General features: G+C 31.7%; 25 protein-coding genes and 2 riboswitches. Of the genes, 10 read left to right on the forward strand and 15 right to left on the reverse strand.

Features of this window, described 5'->3' with window-relative positions; all coding sequences use genetic code 11:
* Positions 1-141 precede the first annotated feature (141 nt).
* The 11 genes from ribE to N4A68_05350 all read right to left on the reverse strand — a co-directional run bounded on the left by ribE (position 142) and on the right by N4A68_05350 (position 11,599).
* Complete coding sequence (ribE, locus tag N4A68_05300) at positions 142-603, reverse strand: 6,7-dimethyl-8-ribityllumazine synthase (GenBank protein ID MCT4563719.1); 462 nt, start codon at positions 601-603, stop codon at positions 142-144.
* 1 nt (position 604) lies between these two features.
* A complete protein-coding gene (locus tag N4A68_05305; protein ID MCT4563720.1) occupies positions 605-1,819 on the reverse strand; it encodes a bifunctional 3,4-dihydroxy-2-butanone-4-phosphate synthase/GTP cyclohydrolase II in 1,215 nt (404 codons plus the stop codon).
* A gap of 62 nt (positions 1,820-1,881) precedes the next feature.
* A complete protein-coding gene (locus N4A68_05310; GenBank protein MCT4563721.1) occupies positions 1,882-2,535 on the reverse strand; it encodes a riboflavin synthase in 654 nt (217 codons plus the stop codon).
* 14 nt (positions 2,536-2,549) lie between these two features.
* Complete coding sequence (gene ribD, locus N4A68_05315) at positions 2,550-3,641, reverse strand: bifunctional diaminohydroxyphosphoribosylaminopyrimidine deaminase/5-amino-6-(5-phosphoribosylamino)uracil reductase RibD (GenBank protein MCT4563722.1); 1,092 nt, start codon at positions 3,639-3,641, stop codon at positions 2,550-2,552.
* A gap of 203 nt (positions 3,642-3,844) precedes the next feature.
* Positions 3,845-4,065, reverse strand: a riboswitch (FMN riboswitch).
* Positions 4,066-4,190: 125 nt separating this feature from the next.
* Positions 4,191-5,591 carry a sensor domain-containing diguanylate cyclase gene (locus N4A68_05320; GenBank protein ID MCT4563723.1) on the reverse strand — a complete coding sequence of 467 codons (1,401 nt, stop codon included), beginning with the start codon at positions 5,589-5,591 and terminating at the stop codon, positions 4,191-4,193.
* Positions 5,592-5,853: 262 nt separating this feature from the next.
* Positions 5,854-6,315 carry a CBS domain-containing protein gene (locus N4A68_05325; GenBank protein ID MCT4563724.1) on the reverse strand — a complete coding sequence of 154 codons (462 nt, stop codon included), beginning with the start codon at positions 6,313-6,315 and terminating at the stop codon, positions 5,854-5,856.
* A gap of 2 nt (positions 6,316-6,317) precedes the next feature.
* On the reverse strand, positions 6,318-7,508 hold the full coding sequence (locus N4A68_05330) for a cation:proton antiporter (GenBank protein ID MCT4563725.1): 1,191 nt from the start codon (positions 7,506-7,508) through the stop codon (positions 6,318-6,320).
* A gap of 75 nt (positions 7,509-7,583) precedes the next feature.
* Positions 7,584-7,657: riboswitch (Fluoride riboswitch) on the reverse strand.
* 278 nt (positions 7,658-7,935) lie between these two features.
* A complete protein-coding gene (locus tag N4A68_05335) occupies positions 7,936-9,150 on the reverse strand; it encodes a YcxB family protein (GenBank protein MCT4563726.1) in 1,215 nt (404 codons plus the stop codon).
* 3 nt (positions 9,151-9,153) lie between these two features.
* On the reverse strand, positions 9,154-9,651 hold the full coding sequence (locus N4A68_05340; protein ID MCT4563727.1) for a hypothetical protein: 498 nt from the start codon (positions 9,649-9,651) through the stop codon (positions 9,154-9,156).
* Positions 9,652-9,904: 253 nt separating this feature from the next.
* Positions 9,905-11,098 carry a YcxB family protein gene (locus tag N4A68_05345; protein MCT4563728.1) on the reverse strand — a complete coding sequence of 398 codons (1,194 nt, stop codon included), beginning with the start codon at positions 11,096-11,098 and terminating at the stop codon, positions 9,905-9,907.
* Positions 11,099-11,101: 3 nt separating this feature from the next.
* Positions 11,102-11,599, reverse strand: coding sequence for a hypothetical protein (locus tag N4A68_05350; protein MCT4563729.1), 498 nt, complete (start codon positions 11,597-11,599; stop codon positions 11,102-11,104).
* Positions 11,600-12,178: 579 nt separating this feature from the next.
* On the opposite strand from N4A68_05350, the gene N4A68_05355 reads away from it, so the two are divergent.
* From N4A68_05355 to N4A68_05375, 5 genes are all read left to right on the forward strand, one after another.
* Entirely contained in the window at positions 12,179-12,607 is a 429-nt protein-coding gene (locus N4A68_05355; GenBank protein ID MCT4563730.1) for an NfeD family protein, read from the forward strand.
* 26 nt (positions 12,608-12,633) lie between these two features.
* Positions 12,634-13,569 carry an SPFH/Band 7/PHB domain protein gene (locus N4A68_05360; GenBank protein MCT4563731.1) on the forward strand — a complete coding sequence of 312 codons (936 nt, stop codon included), beginning with the start codon at positions 12,634-12,636 and terminating at the stop codon, positions 13,567-13,569.
* A gap of 286 nt (positions 13,570-13,855) precedes the next feature.
* Positions 13,856-14,287 carry a hypothetical protein gene (locus N4A68_05365; protein ID MCT4563732.1) on the forward strand — a complete coding sequence of 144 codons (432 nt, stop codon included), beginning with the start codon at positions 13,856-13,858 and terminating at the stop codon, positions 14,285-14,287.
* A 13-nt stretch (positions 14,288-14,300) separates the two neighbouring features.
* Positions 14,301-14,666 (forward strand): DUF2089 domain-containing protein, encoded by a 366-nt coding sequence (locus N4A68_05370; protein ID MCT4563733.1) that lies wholly within the window; start codon positions 14,301-14,303, stop codon positions 14,664-14,666.
* Between the two features lie 65 nt (positions 14,667-14,731).
* Complete coding sequence (locus N4A68_05375) at positions 14,732-15,097, forward strand: hypothetical protein (GenBank protein MCT4563734.1); 366 nt, start codon at positions 14,732-14,734, stop codon at positions 15,095-15,097.
* Between the two features lie 18 nt (positions 15,098-15,115).
* Here the strand turns inward: N4A68_05375 and N4A68_05380 are convergent, their stop codons facing one another.
* Complete coding sequence (locus N4A68_05380; GenBank protein ID MCT4563735.1) at positions 15,116-15,250, reverse strand: hypothetical protein; 135 nt, start codon at positions 15,248-15,250, stop codon at positions 15,116-15,118.
* A 417-nt stretch (positions 15,251-15,667) separates the two neighbouring features.
* On the opposite strand from N4A68_05380, the gene N4A68_05385 reads away from it, so the two are divergent.
* Genes N4A68_05385 through N4A68_05400 form a run of 4 tightly spaced genes read left to right on the forward strand, consistent with a single transcriptional unit; the run spans position 15,668 to position 17,827 of the window.
* Positions 15,668-16,318: an accessory gene regulator B family protein gene (locus N4A68_05385; protein MCT4563736.1), complete on the forward strand. Its 651-nt coding sequence runs from the start codon at positions 15,668-15,670 to the stop codon at positions 16,316-16,318.
* Complete coding sequence (locus N4A68_05390; protein MCT4563737.1) at positions 16,315-16,440, forward strand: cyclic lactone autoinducer peptide; 126 nt, start codon at positions 16,315-16,317, stop codon at positions 16,438-16,440. The genes N4A68_05385 and N4A68_05390 overlap by 4 nt, the downstream gene beginning before the upstream one ends.
* 38 nt (positions 16,441-16,478) lie before the next feature.
* Positions 16,479-16,967: a hypothetical protein gene (locus tag N4A68_05395; GenBank protein MCT4563738.1), complete on the forward strand. Its 489-nt coding sequence runs from the start codon at positions 16,479-16,481 to the stop codon at positions 16,965-16,967.
* Positions 16,968-16,969: 2 nt separating this feature from the next.
* The gene (locus tag N4A68_05400) at positions 16,970-17,827 is read left to right on the forward strand and encodes a GHKL domain-containing protein (GenBank protein ID MCT4563739.1); all 858 of its coding nucleotides are present in this window, start codon (positions 16,970-16,972) and stop codon (positions 17,825-17,827) included.
* Between the two features lie 295 nt (positions 17,828-18,122).
* Here the strand turns inward: N4A68_05400 and N4A68_05405 are convergent, their stop codons facing one another.
* Complete coding sequence (locus N4A68_05405; protein MCT4563740.1) at positions 18,123-18,704, reverse strand: DUF1700 domain-containing protein; 582 nt, start codon at positions 18,702-18,704, stop codon at positions 18,123-18,125.
* On the reverse strand, positions 18,691-19,020 hold the full coding sequence (locus tag N4A68_05410; protein MCT4563741.1) for a PadR family transcriptional regulator: 330 nt from the start codon (positions 19,018-19,020) through the stop codon (positions 18,691-18,693). Before N4A68_05410 ends, N4A68_05405 begins: the two co-directional genes overlap by 14 nt.
* Before the next feature lie 531 nt (positions 19,021-19,551).
* Between N4A68_05410 and N4A68_05415 the strand changes: the two genes are divergently transcribed.
* Positions 19,552-20,613, forward strand: coding sequence for a DNA polymerase IV (locus N4A68_05415; protein ID MCT4563742.1), 1,062 nt, complete (start codon positions 19,552-19,554; stop codon positions 20,611-20,613).
* Positions 20,614-20,658: 45 nt separating this feature from the next.
* Here the strand turns inward: N4A68_05415 and N4A68_05420 are convergent, their stop codons facing one another.
* The gene (locus N4A68_05420; GenBank protein ID MCT4563743.1) at positions 20,659-21,099 is read right to left on the reverse strand and encodes a YaiI/YqxD family protein; all 441 of its coding nucleotides are present in this window, start codon (positions 21,097-21,099) and stop codon (positions 20,659-20,661) included.
* Between the last annotated feature and the right edge of the window lie 61 nt (positions 21,100-21,160).

Below are 21,160 nucleotides of genomic sequence, written 5' to 3' on the forward strand. Positions count from 1 at the left end.
ACTTGGCACAATTGCATATGCGAATATCATCCTTAATTTAATTACTTAAGATATAAGCATATTTGGTGGTATAGCTTTGAAGATTTTTAAACTACATGTAGTAGATGGTTTTTATAGAAAGTAATTATGCAATTTGCTCAACTAAAATTCACTTAAAAGATTTGCCATTTCTATAGCTGTTACAGCTGCTTCATATCCTTTGTTTCCAGCCTTTGTTCCCGCTCTTTCTATTGCTTGCTCAATAGTATCTGTAGTTAAGACTCCGAAAATAATAGGAACTCCAGTATCAAGGGATACAGAGGCAACTCCCTTTGTAACTTCATTTGAAACATAGTCAAAATGAGGGGTAGCTCCTCTTATTACAGCACCTAAACATATCACACCATCATATTTTTTAGTTAGTGCCATTTTCTTAGCAACCAATGGAATTTCAAAGGCACCCGGTACCCAAGTTAACTCAATATCATCTTCACTTACGCCATGTCTTTTTAATCCATCTAATGCTCCAGAAAGAAGCTTGCTGCCTATAAATTCATTAAATCTTCCCACTATAATTCCAAATTTTTGATCCTTTGATATAAGCTTTCCCTCATAGATTTTCATATTAATTTTCCTCCTTCATGAAGTCTAACATATGACCCATTTTTTCTTTTTTTGTTTTTAGATAATGTTCATTCATTTTGTTATGTCCAACCTCTATTGGAACTCTTTCCACTACCTCTAGGCCATGACCCGATAACCCAGAAAGCTTCTTAGGATTGTTTGTCATTAGTCTAATATTTTTAACCCCTAGATCGCATAGGATTTGGGCACCAATGCCATAGTCTCTTAAATCCTCTGGAAAACCTAGGGCTAGATTTGCTTCAACAGTATCAAGACCTTGATCCTGTAAGTGATAAGCTCTAAGCTTATTTATCAATCCAATTCCTCTGCCTTCTTGACGCATGTATAGAAGAATTCCTTTGCCTTCCTTTTCAATATTTTGCATTGCTGCTGCCAGCTGATTGCCACAATCACAACGCATTGAACCAAAGGCATCACCTGTAAGGCACTCTGAATGTACTCTTACTAGAACCGGTTCATCACCATTAATATCGCCCTTCACTAAGGCTACATGGTGACCACCATTAATAATTTCATTATAGCCATATATTTTAAAGCTTCCATACTTAGTAGGCATTTCTGCTGTTGTAGTTCTTGTGATTAGATTTTCATTTTCTTTTCTATAGGATATTAGGTCAGCTATGGATATTAACTTAAGATTGTGCTTTTTAGAAAATTCTATGAGCTGGGGTAATCTTGCCATAGTTCCATCGTCATTCATTATTTCGCAAATAGCTCCTGCTGGATAAAGACCCGCAAGCTTTGCTAAATCCACTGCAGCTTCAGTGTGGCCAGCTCTTTTAAGTACACCACCATCCTTGGCTTCAAGGGGAAATATATGACCGGGTTTTCTAAAATCTTCGGATTTTGAAGCTTTATCTAATACCTTTTCTATAGTCAAAGACCTCTCAAAGGCAGATATACCAGTTGTGGTTTCCATAGCGTCGATGGAAACTGTAAATGCAGTACGGTGGTTATCCGTATTTTCATTTACCATTTGATGTATGTTCAGTTCCTTTAGTCTTTCTGATATTATAGGCATACAGATCAAGCCCCTAGCATATCTAGCCATGAAATTTACGGCTTCAGGAGATATCTTCTCCGCTGCAATTATTAGGTCACCTTCATTTTCCCTGTCTTCATCATCCACAACAATAACCATTTTCCCTTGCCTTATATCCTCTATAGCTTCTTCGATAGTATTGAAATTAAACATATTATCACCTCAACAAAAAATTTTTTATTTTGATCAAATTGCATGATTACTTTCTACTCATTTTAATAGAATCCATGCTTGCTTAAAAATTCCATATCAATGCTGCTTCTATTATCATTAGCCTTCTCACTAAAATCCATTAATTTCTCAATATATTTTCCAATCATGTCACACTCTAAATTAACTTCATCACCCATGGATTTATCCAAAAGGATTGTGGCATCCTTGGTATGGGGGATTATTGATACCTTAAATACATTTTCATCTACATAGGCCACCGTTAAGCTTATGCCATCTATAGCTATAGACCCTTTATGAACTATATATTTAAGCAGCTTAGTAGTAGTTTTTATAGTAACCCATACCGCATTGTCTTCTTTATCAAAAGATGAAATTATTCCCGTTCCATCTATATGACCACTAACTAAGTGTCCACCCAGTCTATCTCCAAGCCTTAAGGCTCTCTCAAGATTTACTTTGCTTCCAGGAGCCAAATTCTTCAAGTTGCTTTTCCTTATAGTTTCTGCCATTACATCTACAGAAAAGAGAGTGTCTTTAAAATCAGTTACCGTTAAGCACACACCATTGGTACTGATGCTATCACCTAGTTTCACACCTTTTAAAACCTTATTAGCCTTAATAACTATTTTTGCAGATTGCCTGCCCTTTAGAACCGACTGAACTACGCCTACTTCCTCAACTAACCCAGTAAACATTGGCAAAGCCTCCTTTAATCTAAATATCCTTCGATCATGATATCTTGTCCAAATTTATGAGTCACTATATCATTCACTGAAAAAGCATTTTTAACTAAGGAAACACCAGTCCCCTCCACGGGGGTTTTAGCCGTGGTACCTCCTATTATTTTAGGGGCAATAAAATAATTGATTTTATCAACTATTCCTGCGTCAAGGGCAGAATAATTAAGAGTTCCGCCTCCCTCTAAAAGGATACTGTCAATATCCCTTTGTCCCAATCTTTCCATAAGGATATTTAAGTCAACTTTTTCATCCTTAGAGGGAATAACTAAAACTTCTACACCTTTATCATTAAGCATTTCAATTTTTTTAGGATCAGCCATCTTAGTTGTAGCGATTATAGTTCTAGCCTTAGATATCTTCTTTACGACATTAGCATCTAATGGAATCCTACATTTGCTATCAACAATGATTCTCGTTGGATTATTGCCTTTGAAATTAGGTATTCTTGTGGTAAGTTGAGGGTTGTCGACCAATACGGTATTCACCCCAACCATTATTGCAGAATATTTGTGTCTGAGTTTATGGACATATTCCCTTGATTCAATACCAGTGATCCATTTAGAATCAGAAAACCTTGTAGCAATTTTTCCATCCAGTGACATGGCCGATTTTAAAAGGCAAAATGGAAGCTTAGTGGTAATATATTTTATAAATATTTCATTCAATTTTTTTGCGTCGGCTTCTAGAGTACCTGTTATTACTTCGATATCATTTTCCCTTAATATTTTTATGCCATTGCCAGCAACCAAGGGATTTGGATCAAGCATGGCTACAACTACCCTTTTAATACCACTTTCAATTATTGCATTAACACATGGAGGGGTTTTACCATAATGGGAGCAAGGTTCAAGGGTTACATACATAGTAGAGCCTCTTGGATCGGTGGTTAGGGAACTTAGGGCTTCAATTTCTGCATGATTACCACCAAAAAATTTATGGTATCCTTCACCTATAATATCTCCATTTTTCACTATCACTGAGCCTACCATTGGATTTGGGTTCACAAATCCAGCTCCCTTTTTAGCTAGCTCCAAAGCTCTCTTCATAAAACCTATATCCATAAACAACAGTCCTTTCCCGTGGATAATGAGATTAAATTATGGAAGTTACTTTCTTGGTCTTTTTATAAAGTCTTTACTTAAATTCCTATAAAAAAACATTACAGTATAAAATTATAAATTTTCTCAATAATAAAAGCCCTGAAGTAAAAACTTCAGGGCTAAAATGTACGTACATATATAAAAATCTATAGATGTATTCTATGAATCTCCTTCTATCATCCAGACTATACTGTCGGCTCTGGGATTTAACCAGATCAACCATATAGAGTTCACATAGTAAAATTTAATTTATGCATCCTTAAATACCCAGTGTTTCTAGGAGTTTTAAAGATGTGTAAATTAACACTTTTACTTGAACCTCTATATTATACGGTTCGCGGGCTATACCGCCGGTCGGGAATTGCACCCTGCCCCGAAGGAAAAATATTCTATTTTAAGTCGTTTCTCAGAAAAAATTCTACTAAAAACGAAGGGATTCCATGTCCTCTTCTTTTGCTTCTGTAAAATCTAAAGTAAGAATAACATTATGAAATTTAAAAGTCAAGACTTTTATTTGGACTTAGATATTCTTTTATGGGAATACATTCTTTCATCAGCGAGCTTCAATAGATGGTTTAGATCCTTGGATTCTTCAGGAAAGGAAGCTATACCATAGCTAAAACTAATAGTAATCTTATCATGACCTATATCCAATGGATTATCATTAAAATATTTTATTATACTTGTTAACCTATTTTCTATATCTATAGTATTAGAATTAAAGAATATGGCAATAAATTCATCTCCACCATATCTGGCAAATAGATCGGACTCACGGATATTATCTTTTATAGTACCTGCAAAATTAGATATTAATATATCTCCTATAGCATGTCCCAAAGTATCATTTATATGCTTCAAGCTATTTAGATCAAACATAACTACGGAAAAATTCTCATTATATCTAGATGCTTTCTTATAAAATTCACTTAATATTTCTTCAAAATAGCATCTATTATAGATATTTGTCATACGGTCATATTTAGATAGATACATTATTTTTTCTATAAGCTGGTGATTTTTAATAGCGATGCTCACTTGATTAGAAAAATATTCAGCAACCAAAAGGTCTTCCTCATTAAAAGCATTGATATTAAAGCTATCGATATTTATCATACCATATAGTTTATTGTCAATAATTATTGGGGTGCTTAAAGAGGTATTGACGTCCAGTGCATTTATAGTATCTAGGGCTTTATAAGTAGCATTGTTTATATTTGAACTGTCAAAGGAGCGAATGTCTTTTATGATGCAGGGTTTAGTAATATTCCCATAATTTTTTTTCCAAAGGAAGGTTTCTTCAAGTTTGAATTTAATATTTTTTAATTTGGAGATATCATAACCAATAGCACTTTTATACTCAAGCAAGTTGTTCTCGTTTAAAATTATAAAGCTACCTTTATCTGCATCACCTATGACACTTATCAATTTTTCAAGAATTAGCTTAAAAAGTTCCTCAGTATTTTTTATTTCTAAAATAGAATTACTTACTTCTAACATGAGTTCCCTTGCTAAATTGTTATTTTTAAGTTCATCATTAACTAAAGAATGCTCCTTTAGTAATATATTCTGCTCCGTTATAAGACGATTATAACTCTCAAGGATTGCTTCAAGGTTGTTAAAGAAATAAGAAATATTTTTGAAATAATACTTTAAGTTTTGTTTCGGTAAAGTAGTATCCGGTTTTTCTTCGGTTATCTTACTAACCGTGGTGTATAGGAAGGATAGCTTTTTGTTTAGATATCTAAGATAAAAGAAAGCCGTTGACATTGAAATAAATAATGTAATAGTTATTTGAAAAATCGTAGTATTTTCCAAATTAAAATAAATAGGCAATAATATGCCCATGGTAGAATTCACAACTATTGTTAGAGTCAGTAGTACAAGAACATTGTAAAAGTTTTTAATCATAATTATCACCCACGAATTATTAAGACATTATATGAAAATAGTATATAGGGTTTTCATAGTATAACTTAACTTATACATGGACAAATATGCGATGTTTCTGGGCATTTTGGACTTGTATAAGTTAAAGTCTATACTAAAATCCCTATAGGGAGTTTAAGATTTACCCTAAACTCTATATATCAAATTTTATACCTTTATTAAAATATTATAATATATTTTTTCGTTTTGTCATAATTACAATAATATTAAAATAATTATTTTACTAAGTATTTTTTCCTATTTTGGCAATCGCTTTAATAATATCCTCTCTTCCAATAATACCTACTAACTTTCCATCCCTTATGACAGGAACTCTATTTATTTTATTTGATATCATCAAATGTGCTATTTTACCAGCCGGCGTACTTTCCAAAACTGTTATAATGCCCTTAGTCATTACGTCTTTGATTTTCAAATCCAATGCTATTTTTAATTCTTTTTCATAGTTTTCAGGACTTTGCTCATATAAAAGGATTTCAAGTAAATCTACTGTCTCAAGAATAAAGGGTCTTTTACCATGACGAAGAACATCACTTTGGCTTATTATACCAACTATATTTTTGTCTTCATCTATGACGGGTAGTCCACTAATACTATGTTTAACCATTAAAATTACGGCATCTCTTAAGGTATCATTTGGTTTTATAGAAACCACATTTCTATTCATTACGTTTTTGGCAATCATATTCAGCTTCCTCCTTCATGATTCTTTTCTAATAATATAGGAGCAAGTAACTTTATACCTACAGCTCCTAGAGGTGCAGTTAGGATAACTGCAAGGACTGCTATGGCAAGAATCAGATTTCCAGATGCCACTCCCATGGCAAGGGGTATTCCCCCTATGGCTGCCTGTACTGTTGCCTTTGGAGAATAGGCTATAGTACAAAAAATCTTTTCCTTGATGTTCAGATTAGAACCTTGAAGTGCAATAATTACACCAATTGAACGGGCTATTAAGCCTATCAAAATGATTAAAGCACCTATCAAACCGGCTTTCCATGCTACATAGATGTTAACCTCTGCTCCAATAAGAACAAATAGAAAAATTTGTGCAAAGAACCATACCTTATTTAGCTCAATTTCGAAATTCGATGCAAAGTCATTGGCTTTCTCAAGTAGTATAAAGCCCAAGGTCATGACACCAAGTAATCCTGCTATATGAGCTGTGTCACCTATTATCACAATCATGAGCGAACTAATAATTAAAATTGCGAGTTTTTCCATATCATTTAATTTTATATTTTTATATCTATATATTTTATATAGTATATACCCAAAAATTATTCCAATTAAAATTCCTCCTATAACCTGCATAGGGATTTGTAATAACTGTAGTGCGATAGTAGACTGTGTATTAAAGGATAGACCAATAAAGGTGGTAAATAGGGTAATGGCAAAAACATCGTCAACGGAAGCTCCCGCTAGGATGATAATAGGTATACCCTTTTTCATTCCAAGTCCTTTTTCTCTCAAATACAGCATTGAGGGAACCACAACAGCAGGAGATACTGCCGCCACAATGAATCCCAGCATACCCGCTTCTAAAAATGGTATGCCTAAAAGCTTATAAGCCACTAAAGTTATTGTGAAACCTTCAAATAAACAGGGGATAGCACTCATCTTTATTGCGACTTTTCCTACTTTGTTTAGGGTTTCTCTATTTAACCCAAGACCTGCCCTCAATAAAATAACTATTAAAGCAAGCATTCTTATATCAGATGAATTATCCAAGATTGCTTTATCTAATAAATTAAATCCATAGGGCCCTATAATAATTCCAACTAAAATCATACCTAGAAGTCCAGGGAGCTTAATAAAGTTGAATACCTTATTCCCCAGAATTCCAAGCAGTAAAATTAACAAAATACTTTTTATCATATGTATTCCTCCTGTAGTTTAAATTATAGACAAAAAAATAAACTTCTAGGCATATATAAATTTCAATCAAATTATACATGCATAGAAGTCATTAGCTCTTTAGCGGTTCGGAATATCATTCCAGGGAGAACCTCATTCCCCTTAATTCTGTTTTGTAAGAGATAAGTCGCATTTATTTTATCATAATATTCACCCAATTACCATATAAAAATAATTAATATGATATTTTAGACCCACAAAAAGCTGAAAACATTTCCGATGGTTTTTAAAATTTAAAATAGGCTCCCATTAGTTGTTGCTTTTAACGTTGAGATAGTTGGGTCATAATCATACTCTAATAAATCTCTATTTTTATATAAGAAAAAGCCTGCTAATATTACGATTTAGTAGGCTTTTGTGGATAATCTGGGTAATGCCTTTAATAGCATTACTTCCTTTTATGCATTGTATTATATACATATACAGCAAATTTTGAATATGATTGTGCATTATCATAGATATATTCAATTTTGATATCAGGTTGACATTCTATTGCAAAAGAACGAAGTAAATTGAAATGACCAAGTATCCATTTTGTAGCCCCAGAAACAACAAGTGTATCCTTAGGAGTATTTAATCCCCTTGTTAGTAAATACTCCCTAGCATCATCAGTCATTCTTAATAATTGGTGCTTTTGGTCTTCAGACTCCTGCCTATCATAAAACTCCTTATTTCTTATATAAAAGGTTTCATATTTATCTTCATTAGATAACCCATTGACCTCAGGTTCATCAGGCCTTGGAAAAATTGGGACTAACACAGGGCATTTAACACCATATTTAGATGAAGTAGCAACCCATTTTTTCAGCATCATTTTTGCATCTCTTAAATCATCACTATAATAATATTCTTTCCTATTAGCATCATTTGGTCTTACTATTAAGTAGGTTTCACTATTGGAATTTTGAGGAATATACAAAAGATAAGGATAATGAAATCCCTTGTCACTATTAAATGGTCTCTCAATTATAGAATTATCATCAAAAAATACATATCTCAAAGTTGTTTGTTCTCTATACAAATAAAATGCAGTTATATTTATAGTTATAAATATAGCTACCAACAGTGTTTTAATTACTTTTATTTTTGTATTATTAACTCTATCTTTAATTAATTTCAAATTTTGATTATTTATAACTCTTCTAGGGATTACTATACTTTGATATGGTGAATAGTAAATTAACACAATTCTCCTAAGCTTTTTTATTTTACGGATATAACTCCAAGGGACTATTCTTTTTAGATCTTTTTGAGATATCACGATTCCTTCTTCAGTGATTTGCAAGTAAGTTTTTTCAAAACTTCGAGGATGTTTTTTCATTTTTGTTTTCATAATTATTTTAAAAAGAACATAAAAAGTAATCAATATAATAAAAGCTATTATATAAACCAAAAAGTTTGTTTTGACCCGGATTCCTAAAAATTTATAGGGTATTCCTAAATAATCATAGGGTGATCTTGAAAAACTCTCATAGATTACAAATATGTGCATAAATCCTAAAAAAGCAATTAAAAATATATCCTTTAAATTTTCAAATATAAAACTTAAAAACTCTTTATTATTTATAACAAATTCATCATTGAATAGGGTATTGTTCTCCATGGACTATCTCCTTTTTATTGTGACTTTTTTAGAAATATCGTTCTTTAAAAGGGATATTTCCTTTTCGGAAGAAAAAGTATTAGTGGGAATAAAGGCAAAGATACTCCTAGACTTATCTACAATATATATATATTGCTTCCCAAATACAACATATTCAAGATCAGCCCATTTTATTTTCATAATTAAATTCTTCTGAGTTAGAATTATAGCTTCTTCTTTAAACTCAAGATTTATTTTTCCTATAAGATATGGATTCTCAAAAAATTTTCCTCTGGTTTTGATAAATGCATTAATAAAATATACAATAAAAGTTACTATAATAATTATTAATGTACATTTATTTAGTACATTGGCCTTTGAAGATAAAAAAAACTTCCACAAGAGCAAAACGAGGACAAAATCAAAAACTGTAGTTAAAAAGGTACTCTTCTTTAAAACAATATAAAAAATTTTCTTAAAATCATTTTTAGAAAGACTATAAGTAATTGAACTACACTCCAAAATAATTCACCTCGATTTATTAAAGCGTCCATAAATTCCAAGGATTATTATACCATAATTCTATATTGTTACCAATGGAATAGAAGCCACTTTAAGGGGCTTTGGCGAAGGCATACCAACAGTGAAAAGTAGAATTTGAGAATAAGTCAACCACGTTGATAAAAAATAGTATACTGATGATACTTACAATTTGATTTTGGGATTCATGGTTCAAAAACAATTCTAAGCAAAAAAAAAGAAGGTATTACCTTCTCTAATACAACTTGGATGCTACGCCTAAAGCAGTATATATGTATTCTAGTGGATCATCAGGTAATAAACCTACAATTTCATCATCATACTGCTTTTTTAAAAAATAAATTATATTTTTATTATTTGACAAAGAATACCATCCGAAAACAATCATTCTGTTTTCAACTGTATTTATATCTTTTGTTAACAGATATTCCTTCGCATCAACAGTCATTTTAAACAATTGTGTGGTAAAATCTTCATCATCCTGCCTATCAAAATATTCTCTATTTCTCACATTATAGTATGCTTTAAGCTCTTCATCATTGGCTTCATAAAATCCAGTGTTTTCAGGCTCCTTAGGCCTTGGAAAAACAGGTACCAATACAGGACAATTAAGACTGTATTTAGATGAATCAGCTACCCATTTTTTTAACATTATTTTTGCATCTTCTAAATCGTTGCTAGTATAATACGTTTGTCTACGAGTAGCGTTGGGTCTTACTATTAAGTAGGTTTCATTATCACAATACGGCGGTATATATAAAAGATAAGGATAATGAAATTCCTTATCGCTATTAGATTCCCTCTCAATTATGGTGTTTTCATCAAACATCACATATCTTAAAATTGTTTGTTCGCTATACAAATAAAACGCTGCTATATTAATAACTATAAATGCAGATACAAATAATATTTTAATTGCTTTTCTTACTATATTTTCTTTAGGTGTTTTAAATCTATCTGTAATTAATTTTAAATCTTCATCACTTATAACCCTTCTAGGAATTACTGCAATTTGATATGGAGAATAATAGATTAATACGATTTTCCTAAGTTTTTTTATTTTCCTAATATAACTCCCGGGTATTATTCTTTTAATACTTTCTTGAGATAACACAACACTATCTTTAGTAATTTGCAAGTTGGTTTGTTCAAAAGGCTGAGGATTTTTCTTAATTACTCTTCTTATTACTATTTTATTCTGAAGATAGAAAACAATAAGCACAATAAGAAATACTATATACCATTTAACATCTGTCCTACATGTTAAATATTCTTGGGGTGTTTTTAAATAATACATGAAGAATATAATCATATGTATTAGTTGGATAAGACTAATTACATGGATAAGCTTTGTTTTCTCAAATATCAAATTGGAATACTCATTACTATTCAGAGTATATTCAATATTAAACAAGATATTATTTTCCATGGTCTATCTCCTCCTTATTTTAATTTTTTTAGAAATACTATCTTTTATAAGAGATATTTCATTCTCAGAGGAAAAAGTGCTATTGGGTATAAAGGTAAATATGTTTTCGGTTTTCTCTACAAAAAATATATACTTGTTACCAAATACAACATATTTAAAATCCTTCCATCTTCTTTTCATTATCAGATTTTTTTGAGTTAGTACCACAGTATTTTCATCAAATTCAAGATTTATTTCTTCTCCTAAATAGGGATTTCCCAATATGTTCCCTTTGACTTGTACAAAGGTATTAATTTTATGTGCTATTACAGCTATCATAAAAACAATTATTAAATATTTAACTACCATAGAAGACTTTAAAAATAAAAAACAACCTAATAAATAAAAAACCCAAATATAATCAAAAACTGATCTTGAAAACAACCTTTTATTTAAAACGATACAAAAAATTTCTTTCAAATTTTTCTTAGAAATACTATAATTGATTGACTTATATTCCAAAACAAATCACCTCTTTTGTTAAATACCTATATATTTCAAGGAATATTATAGCACAAAATGATTTTATTGACATAAAGAACAAATTCCTTTCAGGTAGCTAAAAGCAGTTTGCAAAAATACTATTATTAAATCCGTTTCATCAAAAAAAGAACTCTTCATAATCCTTAAGAGTTCTTTTGATATGCCATAATGATACTATCCTTTCCTAGAGAAAGGAGGTGACTAATTTTGCATCGAACAAAAGTATCTATTTATAACATACCATATAAATAGGTCTTTATTCAAACTTTTCAATATTCACATTCCTTATTATGGAATTTATTTTGCACAATCAACTTAATAGTATAAAATTGCTATTTTATATAAAAAAAAATAGTGATATATTATTTATGTAGGGTATAATGATATAAAGGAATAGACCATTTTGTATATAGAGATTCCAGTCAAAGCTTTAACTTATACACATTAAAAATCCTTAGGAGCATTGGATATTTTCATATGTATAGGTTAGGATTTACTTGGAACTCTTTAGAATATGTCTTCCTATGAAAGGGGGCGAAGAGAATATTTGGATTTGAATTGTCTTATCCAATCCTCTGGATAATTATTGCGGTAGTATTTGTAATAATAGAAGGATTTACTTTAGGACTTACGACCATTTGGTTTGCATTAGGGGCTTTATTTGCCATGCTTGCGGCTATGATTGGTATGGGGGTTATTGTACAGATTTTTGTTTTTTTAGTAGCTTCAGGCGTATTTGTATATTTTACAAGACCGATAGCTAAAAAATATTTAAAAATAGGTTCTACTAAGACCAATATAAATAGTATAGTTGGTCTAGTGGGTATAGTAACAAAAAAAATTGATCCCTTCAATACAGGTCAAGTTAAGGTTGCTGGTCAAATTTGGACTGCAAAAGCCCATGATAACAAAGAAATAGAAGAAAACACACAGGTTGAAGTAATTAAAGTTGAAGGAGTTAAGTTAATAGTTAAGGGTAAAAAGTAAAAACGAATATATAGGGAGGGTTTAACATGCCGTTATTAGTTCTAATGTTTTTAATAATTATTGGTATTTTCTTAGTAATTTCAAATATCAGAATCGTACCTCAAGCCCATGCTTTTGTTATTGAGAGACTTGGTGCATATCAAGGTACATGGGATGTAGGATTACACGTTAAGATTCCTTTGATAGATAGGGTTGCTAAAAAAGTTTCTTTAAAAGAAAGAGTAGTGGATTTTCCACCACAGCCAGTTATAACTAAGGATAATGTTACTATGCAAATAGATACAGTAGTATACTTCCAAATAACTGATCCTAAGCTATATACCTATGGTGTTGACAATCCAATAGCAGCCATTGAAAATCTTACAGCAACTACATTAAGAAACTTAATTGGTGATCTAGAGCTTGATGAAACATTAACTTCAAGGGATATTATCAATACTAAGATGAGAAGTATATTAGATGAAGCCACTGACCCATGGGGTATAAAGGTAAACCGTGTTGAGGTTAAGAATATAATTCCTCCTCAAGACATCCAAGAGGCAATGGAAAAACAAATGAGAGCTGAAAGGGAAAGAAGAGAAGCTATTCTTAGAGCAGAGGGTGAAAAGAAATCATCGGTTCTTAGAGCAGAAGGTAAGAAGGAATCTTCTATTCTTGAAGCAGAAGCAGAAAAGAGAGCGGCTATCCTTAGGGCAGAAGCTAGAAAAGAAGCAGCTATTAGAGAAGCAGAAGGTCAAGCTGAAGCTATAATTAAAGTTCAAAAAGCTACTGCTGAAGGTTTAAAAATGCTTAATGAATCATCACCAACTAAGGAAGTTATATCTATCAAGAGTCTAGAAGCCTTTGCTAAGGCAGCGGATGGTAAGGCTACTAAGATAATAATACCTTCAGACATACAGGGATTAGCAGGTTTAGCTACTTCTTTATCTGAAATAGTAAAAAAAGAAGAAAAAGAAGATTAATATAGTAAAAATATAGGAATTTGAAAGGGTAGACATTAATGTCTACTCTTTTTTTAAAGCCATTTTTAAAGGGAAAATCTTATTGAAAGCTGAGGAACTTAATGTCCCTAGATTTTTGAAATGGTATATTAATAATATTAATAAATAAATTAATATTATTAATATATTTAACGAAATAATCAATAATATAATTGACAAATTAAAATAATTGTATTAATATATAATCATAATTAATAATGTTAATATACAAATTAAAAATATCAATACAACATTTAGAGGTGGAAGTATGAGAGATATAAAAGAAATTTTAAATGAGGTCGAAAAAGGAAGATTGACTGGTAAAGAAGCGGCTGACATCTTGAGAAGACTACCACGCACTAATGAACAAATAAAATATGCAAAGAAGATAAAGATAAGGATACACGATAGAAAAGAAAACAAGAAAATAAGTCTTCCAGCAATGCCTATTTGGCTTATAGAAAAGCTTGGTTTAATTGGAATAAAACTTGCAAACTGGTTTCATCGAGAAGGGGATGGATATAGTATTGGAAAAGGTAACAAGAGTAAGTATAATGAAAAACGTTATTTTAAATACGAAAAAATTAAAATTGATGTAAAGGATATTAAAGAAATATTTTTGATTTTAAAACATATTCCACCCTGTAAATTAGTTAAGGTGGAGGACGAGGATGCTTTTGTAGAAATCAATATGATTTAAAGGAGTTGATTAAATGAAGAAGGAAGTCTTGGGAATATGTCCTGTATGCGATTCAAAGCTTAAGGTTACAGAGCTAGGCTGTAAAAAATGTGGGACATCTATTAGAGGAGATTTTGAACTTTGTAAGTTCTGTTATCTTACTAAGGAGCAAAAGCATTTTGCAGAGGTTTTCATAAAAAATAGAGGCAATATCAAGGAAATAGAAAAAGAATTGGGGATATCATATCCAACTGTTAGGCGTAATCTTGATAATGTCATTGAGGCACTTGGCTATAATCCGGGGGCTACTGAAGAAAGGGTAAATAAAAAGGAGGTACTTGAAAAGCTGAGCAAAGGAGAAATAACATCGGAGGAAGCACTAAAGCTGCTTAAAAGATGATAGGATACAAAGTATTAGGTCAGGTTTTATATAAAAAATAATTAAAATATTGGAGGTATACTAAAATGAAGGAAGAAAAATTACAGATTTTAAAAATGATTGAAGAAGGTAAGATAACTTCCGATGAAGGTGTGGAGCTTCTAAATGCATTAGAGGATAGGGAACAAAAAATAGTAGAGACAGAGGATGCAAAGTGGTTGAGGGTCAGAGTAAACGGTGAAGATGGAAAACAGAAAGTCAATGTAAATATACCTATTTCATTGATAGACATAGGTCTAAAAATAAGTACAAAATATCATTCAGAATTAGAAGAACAGCTTGGAGGAATAGATTTAGGGGAAATAATAAAGGCTGTTAAGGAGGGAGCTGAAGGTAAGCTAGTAGAGGTAGAAGATGAAAACGGAGATAAGGTAGAGGTTTTTGTTGAATAGGGGTTGTCTGAGACACCCCTATTTTTTCTCCTTATTAAATGCAATAAGATAATATTTATCATCTAGTTTTTCCTCTAAACTTTTAATTGAATTAAGTTCATTGGTATTAATATTGGCTAAAGGCACCTCATTTAGTTTATTTTTAAATTCCATTGTGACAGCTCCTTCTAATTTTTATGGAAGATATATAATTAGTATTTTCATAAATTCTATTAATCATCCTAGGTTGTTTATAGGAAGTTTGAAAACATTTAGGGGGATTTTGAATTAATTTGAAAAAAATGGTACAATAAAACACGATAAAGCTATAAAATAATAGATTATTTTTTAGAAGCTTGAAGGAATTTTCAGATAAATATAGAACTATATACAATATTTATGATTTTTGTAAATAAATTTTTTAAACTTTATAGAGATTCTAGTCAAAACTTTAATTTATACACATCAAAGATCCCCAGAAACATGGGATATTTAGATATGTATAAATTAAGATTTACTTGGAACTCTCTATATATGAATGACTTGCTTTATGGGGTAGTAGTTCCAAAATGTTTTAAAGGGGAAAAAGGGATGAAAAGATTTAGTGTTGATGATTTTGCTACCAGTGTAATTAATTATTTTAGAAAAAGTTCAGATATAGATGAAAATCAAGAAGCGATTCTAAGGTTTTCTATTCATGTTCTTATCAGTATGTTTTTTGGTTTAGTATTGGCATTGTCCCTTGCGTTGCTAGTGGGAACCTTTTATAATGTTCTGTTTATAGTACTGACAACTGCAATATTTCGTTCTTTTTCAGGTGGCGCTCATTCTGAGACCATGCTAGGCTGTGCCATATATGGTACCGTTGTAATGAATATATTTGGTATAATGACAAAATATACTCATCCTAGTAAAGGTGTTTTGAGTATTATTATATTATTTACATTGCTATTTTCACTGTGGAGTATAAACAAATATGCTCCAGCAGACACTCCAGGGAAACCTATAACCACAAAAGTAAAAAGGCAAAAGCTAAAAAGATTTTCATTTTTGACCCTATTCATATGGTTTGGGATATGCATAACATGGTATACTGGACTTACTAAGTACTATATTTTTGCATATTCTTCGTCTTTAGGTGTTTTATGGCAAAGTTTTTCACTTACCAGTTGGGGCTATGGACTCCTTCACCATATGGATAGAACTGTACAAAGGATTAATAAAAAGGAGGAGATAATATGATGAGAAGATTAGTTCAATTGACTATTGCAGTTTTGACCTTTGTAGCATTCACTAATGCAGCGGCGGCTTGTGGTACCAGTGCTTATCAGCCAGAACTTCCTGAGCAACTTAGAAATAAGTAAATAATGTGGATATAGGTTTTCTGAAGGAGTGTAAATATATGAGATTTGTAGAGTTATTAATTGCCCATTGGATGGAAGGAGTTCTATTTATTGCGGCAGGTTTAGGAATTATAAACATACGACTGAGATTTAAGAATCTAGCCTTGCTTGGAATTATGTTTGCTTTAACTATACTTGGAGTTAGGGAGCTATATGAGATTTATAATATTCCCTATGGAACTCATTCATTTGTTTTGTTAATGATATATGCGATTATATTAAAAACTGTTGGTAAACAAAGATGGGATGCGTCAATTATAGCTGTATTAATATCCTTCCTATTGCTAATTTTAGGAGAAGGGGTATTTATGTTTAATATTTTTAAATTTCTTAATATAAGTATTGAAGATATGCTTTACAGACCTGGTTTTAGATTTTTTGGAACTGCATTATCGTGTATTCCCGTTATTATAGTATTTATAGCTACACACATATTCAAATTTTCTATTATAGACTTAAATAGGTTAAGTGAGAATGAGGATAACTGAGCATGAGAAAAATAATAATTAATAGAAGAATGTATATACTAGTAATAATCTTGATATTACTGCAAAGTATTGCCACAGCACTCATAACTAATCAAGCCATTATGGCATCCATGAGTAGCAGTGAAAAAATATTATATAATTATCCCAATACCCTAGGCTTGATAATAAATGGACTAGGGATAAGTGTCGTTGTATGGGTCTTTTATATAGTGAAGCTAGTTGAAAGGCAGCAAGAGGTAAATGTAAAGCTGAATCATTCCAGTGAAGTGATTGAAGCTTTAAGGGGACAAAAGCATGACTTTCATAATCATTTAAATGTGATTTCTGGACTTATACAGCTTAAAAAGGGTAAAAAAGCCATGGAATATATACAAAAGGTTTCTGGACAAACAACAAAGACCTTTTCTATTTCTAATATTGGAAACCCCGAAGTAGCCTCTATATTATATAGAAAATGTGCCATAGCTGAGACTAAGGGAATGACAGTTGAACTTGATATCGGTTGTGATTTACAGAATATAGCCATAGATTCCGTGGATATTTGTACCGTATTGTTTAACTTGATTGATAATGCCATCTATGAGCTGGAAAATTGTTTCGATGAAGAAAAGATTTTAACCATAGATATTTCTGAACAAGACAAAGAGTATGTTTTTTCAATTGGGAATTCCTATCCTATAATATCAAAGGAACTTCATGAAAAAATATTCAAACAAGGTTATACCACAAAACAAGGAAGCAGTCACGGATATGGACTTAGTATCGTCAAGAAAATTGTTAGTAAGAATAAGGGTAAGATCACTGTTGAAAGCTACGAAGGAGTGGGAACTATATTTACCATCTTCCTTCCTAAAAGGTAGCCTCATATATTAATTAAACTGGGAATAGAGGATTTATATGAATCATAAAATTGAGGCCTCAACAAGTGAGACCCCTTAGTCTTATTATATATTAATTTATAGGTTTAACATACCCCACACCATTGAAGCATCAATTCTTTCTTGGCCATTTCAAACCCTTACATTGTTCTTAAAATGGATTAAAAATAACCCCGGAATTTATAAATAATATTGCGGATATTAAAAAAGAAATAATCATTATTATAAATAGCCATAGAGCAATTTTTTTTATGTTCTTATTCATTCTGACTTCCTCCTACTTCCTAATGAGTCTCAAATTGAATTTTAGGTATTTTATGGTACCGATAAATAACCACCTTGCCAAATAACAGTTGCCTATCGTAAAAAGCAAGCCAAATGCAGTTAATCCTATGCCTAGAAACATGGTTGCTGGGGCATTTGATGCTAAAGCTATGGGTATAGATATATAGCGGTATAGTATTGGATTCAAGACCATTCCTGCGGATATAGAGATACCTGCGATGGTTACTCCTATAGATGCTCCAAAAAGACCTATTAATACTCCAACTACCCCTAGAAAGGGGCCTAAAACAAAAATTAGATTAAAGAAGCCAAGTACTATGGTGGCAAATATAGCTTTTACCACATTCGTGGTTGAAGAATTAACTTCCACTGGATTTACAGCATAACCGGGGTCATATTGTTTAGCTATGGACTTTGGACTTCCAAGAGCCTCTATTATTTCTTTATCAGTCTTACCTTCTTCAAGGCCTATGCTGAAATGTTCTTGATAATCAAATAATATTTCCTGTCTTTCAGATGAAGGTAAATTCCTAAGCAAGAGACTTAGTTCTTTTAAAAATTCATCTTTGTTCATTTATATCTTCCCCCTCGATGATATCATTTACCCCTTCGACGAAAGTGAACCATTCTTTGGTCAATGCTTCTCTGACTTCTTCTCCACGCTCCGTTAATCGATAGTATTTTCTTGGAGGGCCTTCTTGAGATTCCTTAAGATAGGTAGAAAAAAGTCCCTCCTTTGTCAGTCGCCTCAATAAAGGATATATGGTGCCCTCAGATATGGATATGTTCTTAGATATATCATTTACTAGCTCGTAGCCATAACAATCTTTTCTAGTAAGTATAGATAATACGCATAATTCTAGAACTCCTTTTTTAAATTGTATATTCATGTTTTACCTTTCCTTTCAAAGATATAGGGTCTGTGCAGTATAAATAATTTACTACGCAATTATATTATACAGAAAGCTATCTTGTTATGCAAGGTACTGAAATAGATTTTTTAAAACAAAAAATTTTTAAAAGGATATTTTAAAAAATTATAGAATCATTTGTATAGGGTTTTCATAGTATAACTTAACTTATACATGGACAAATATGCGATGGTTTTAGGCATTTTGGACTTGTATAAGTTAAAGTCTATACTAAAATCCCTATAGGGTTTTCATAGTATAACTTAACTTATACATGGACAAATACATTAGCTACATTAAATATAATTTTCTGAGTCACCGGGTTTTGTATCCGGTGACTCTACTTATATGTATGGGCTTAGAGGTTTATATTCACATTTAAACATATAGGTTATAGGTACAATCCATTGTAAATACAAATTCTCATGGTTTCAGACATAGGATTCAAAATAAAAATGTTGCAATACAGAACTAATGTTTGGTAAAATTGTTTAAGGAGGTGCTACTAATATGGGTAAAAAAATTATTCATGTTGATTTAGATGCCTTCTTTGCATCTGTAGAGCAAAGGGATAATCCGAAACTTAAAGGAAAACCTGTGATTGTAGGTGGCAAAGCCAATAGAGGAGTTGTAACTACATGCTCCTATGAGGCAAGGAAATTTGGAGTTCATTCAGCCATGCCAGGATTTATGGCTAAAAAAAAATGTCCCCATGGAATATTTCTTCCAGTAAGACATTCAAGATATAGAGAGGTATCAAGGGAAGTTTTTGATATTTTTTATGAGCTAACGGATATGGTGGAGCCTTTGTCCATAGATGAAGCGTATCTAGATGTAACAAATATTGATAAGAGCCCCATCCAGATAGCCAAATTCATAAAGGAACAGGTCATGAAAAAAACTGGACTAACCATATCCGTGGGAATTTCCTATAATAAATTTCTAGCTAAGCTGGCATCGGACTGGAACAAGCCAGATGGTATCAAGGTAATAACTAGGGAAATGATTCCAAAGATATTAGAGCCTCTCACCATAAGAAAAGTATATGGCATAGGGAAAAAGTCCGCCGAAAAACTAAACAAAATCGGTATTTTTACTGTTGAAGACCTGCTTAAATTACCTAAGGAATACCTCACGGAGTTTCTAGGCAAATATGGAAATGAGGTGTATGATAGGATTCGTGGAATTGATAATAGGATGGTAACATCCAGCAGAGAAAGAAAATCCATAGGACGAGAAATAACCTTGAAGAAGGATACAAAGGATAGGGACTATCTCAAGAAATATTTGCTTGGATTCTCAGAAAATATCTCAAAAACACTAATTCACAAGGATGTTTTAGCCAAGACTATTACAGTAAAGATCAAAACCTCAGACTTTGAAAACCATACAAAGAGTAGGACCGTACATGGTTATATAAACTCCGATAAAGATATATATGATATTGCTTGTGACATCATAGAGGATATGGATATGGGGGTCGGAATAAGACTTATAGGATTAACAGTATCAAATTTTTCTGACCATGAAATGGAGCAGTTATCATTTTTTGATGCCGAAGCTTTCAAATAGCATAAAGGAGAAGACCCATATGTGTCTTCTCCACCACTAAATTTATTATAAACCCATATCTAAAATCATAGCCCTGAGGCTATTTTCAAATCTTTTATCGTCTTCTTTTTTTCTTTTTTTGGCATTAGTGGTTTTGCCTCCAGCCCTTCGTACTTTCTTCGATAGATATCTTTGAAACAATAACCTATCCATATTGTCATTGGTATATATAAGCCCATTCTGATTTATTGAATAAGCTTTTTTTGATAAAGTCATAGTAGCCACACCATAATCTTGGGTGACGATTATATCTCCCTTATCCACATTATTGATCAAGGCAAAATCCACTGAATCATAGCCCTTACCTACGATTACAACCTCTGAATATCCGTCATCTATCAAATGACTTGTATCGGCAAACATTGTCACGGGTATTTTATATTCCTTGGCTATCCTAACTATGATATTTTTTACTGGACAACCATCGGCATCAACAAGAATCTTCATAATAGTCTCCTTTATTTACAATCATACCTTTTGTATGGTTTTAATAAAATTTTCTACTACC

This window comes from Maledivibacter sp., assembly GCA_025210375.1.
Taxonomy (GTDB): Bacteria; Bacillota; Clostridia; order Peptostreptococcales; family Caminicellaceae; genus JAOASB01.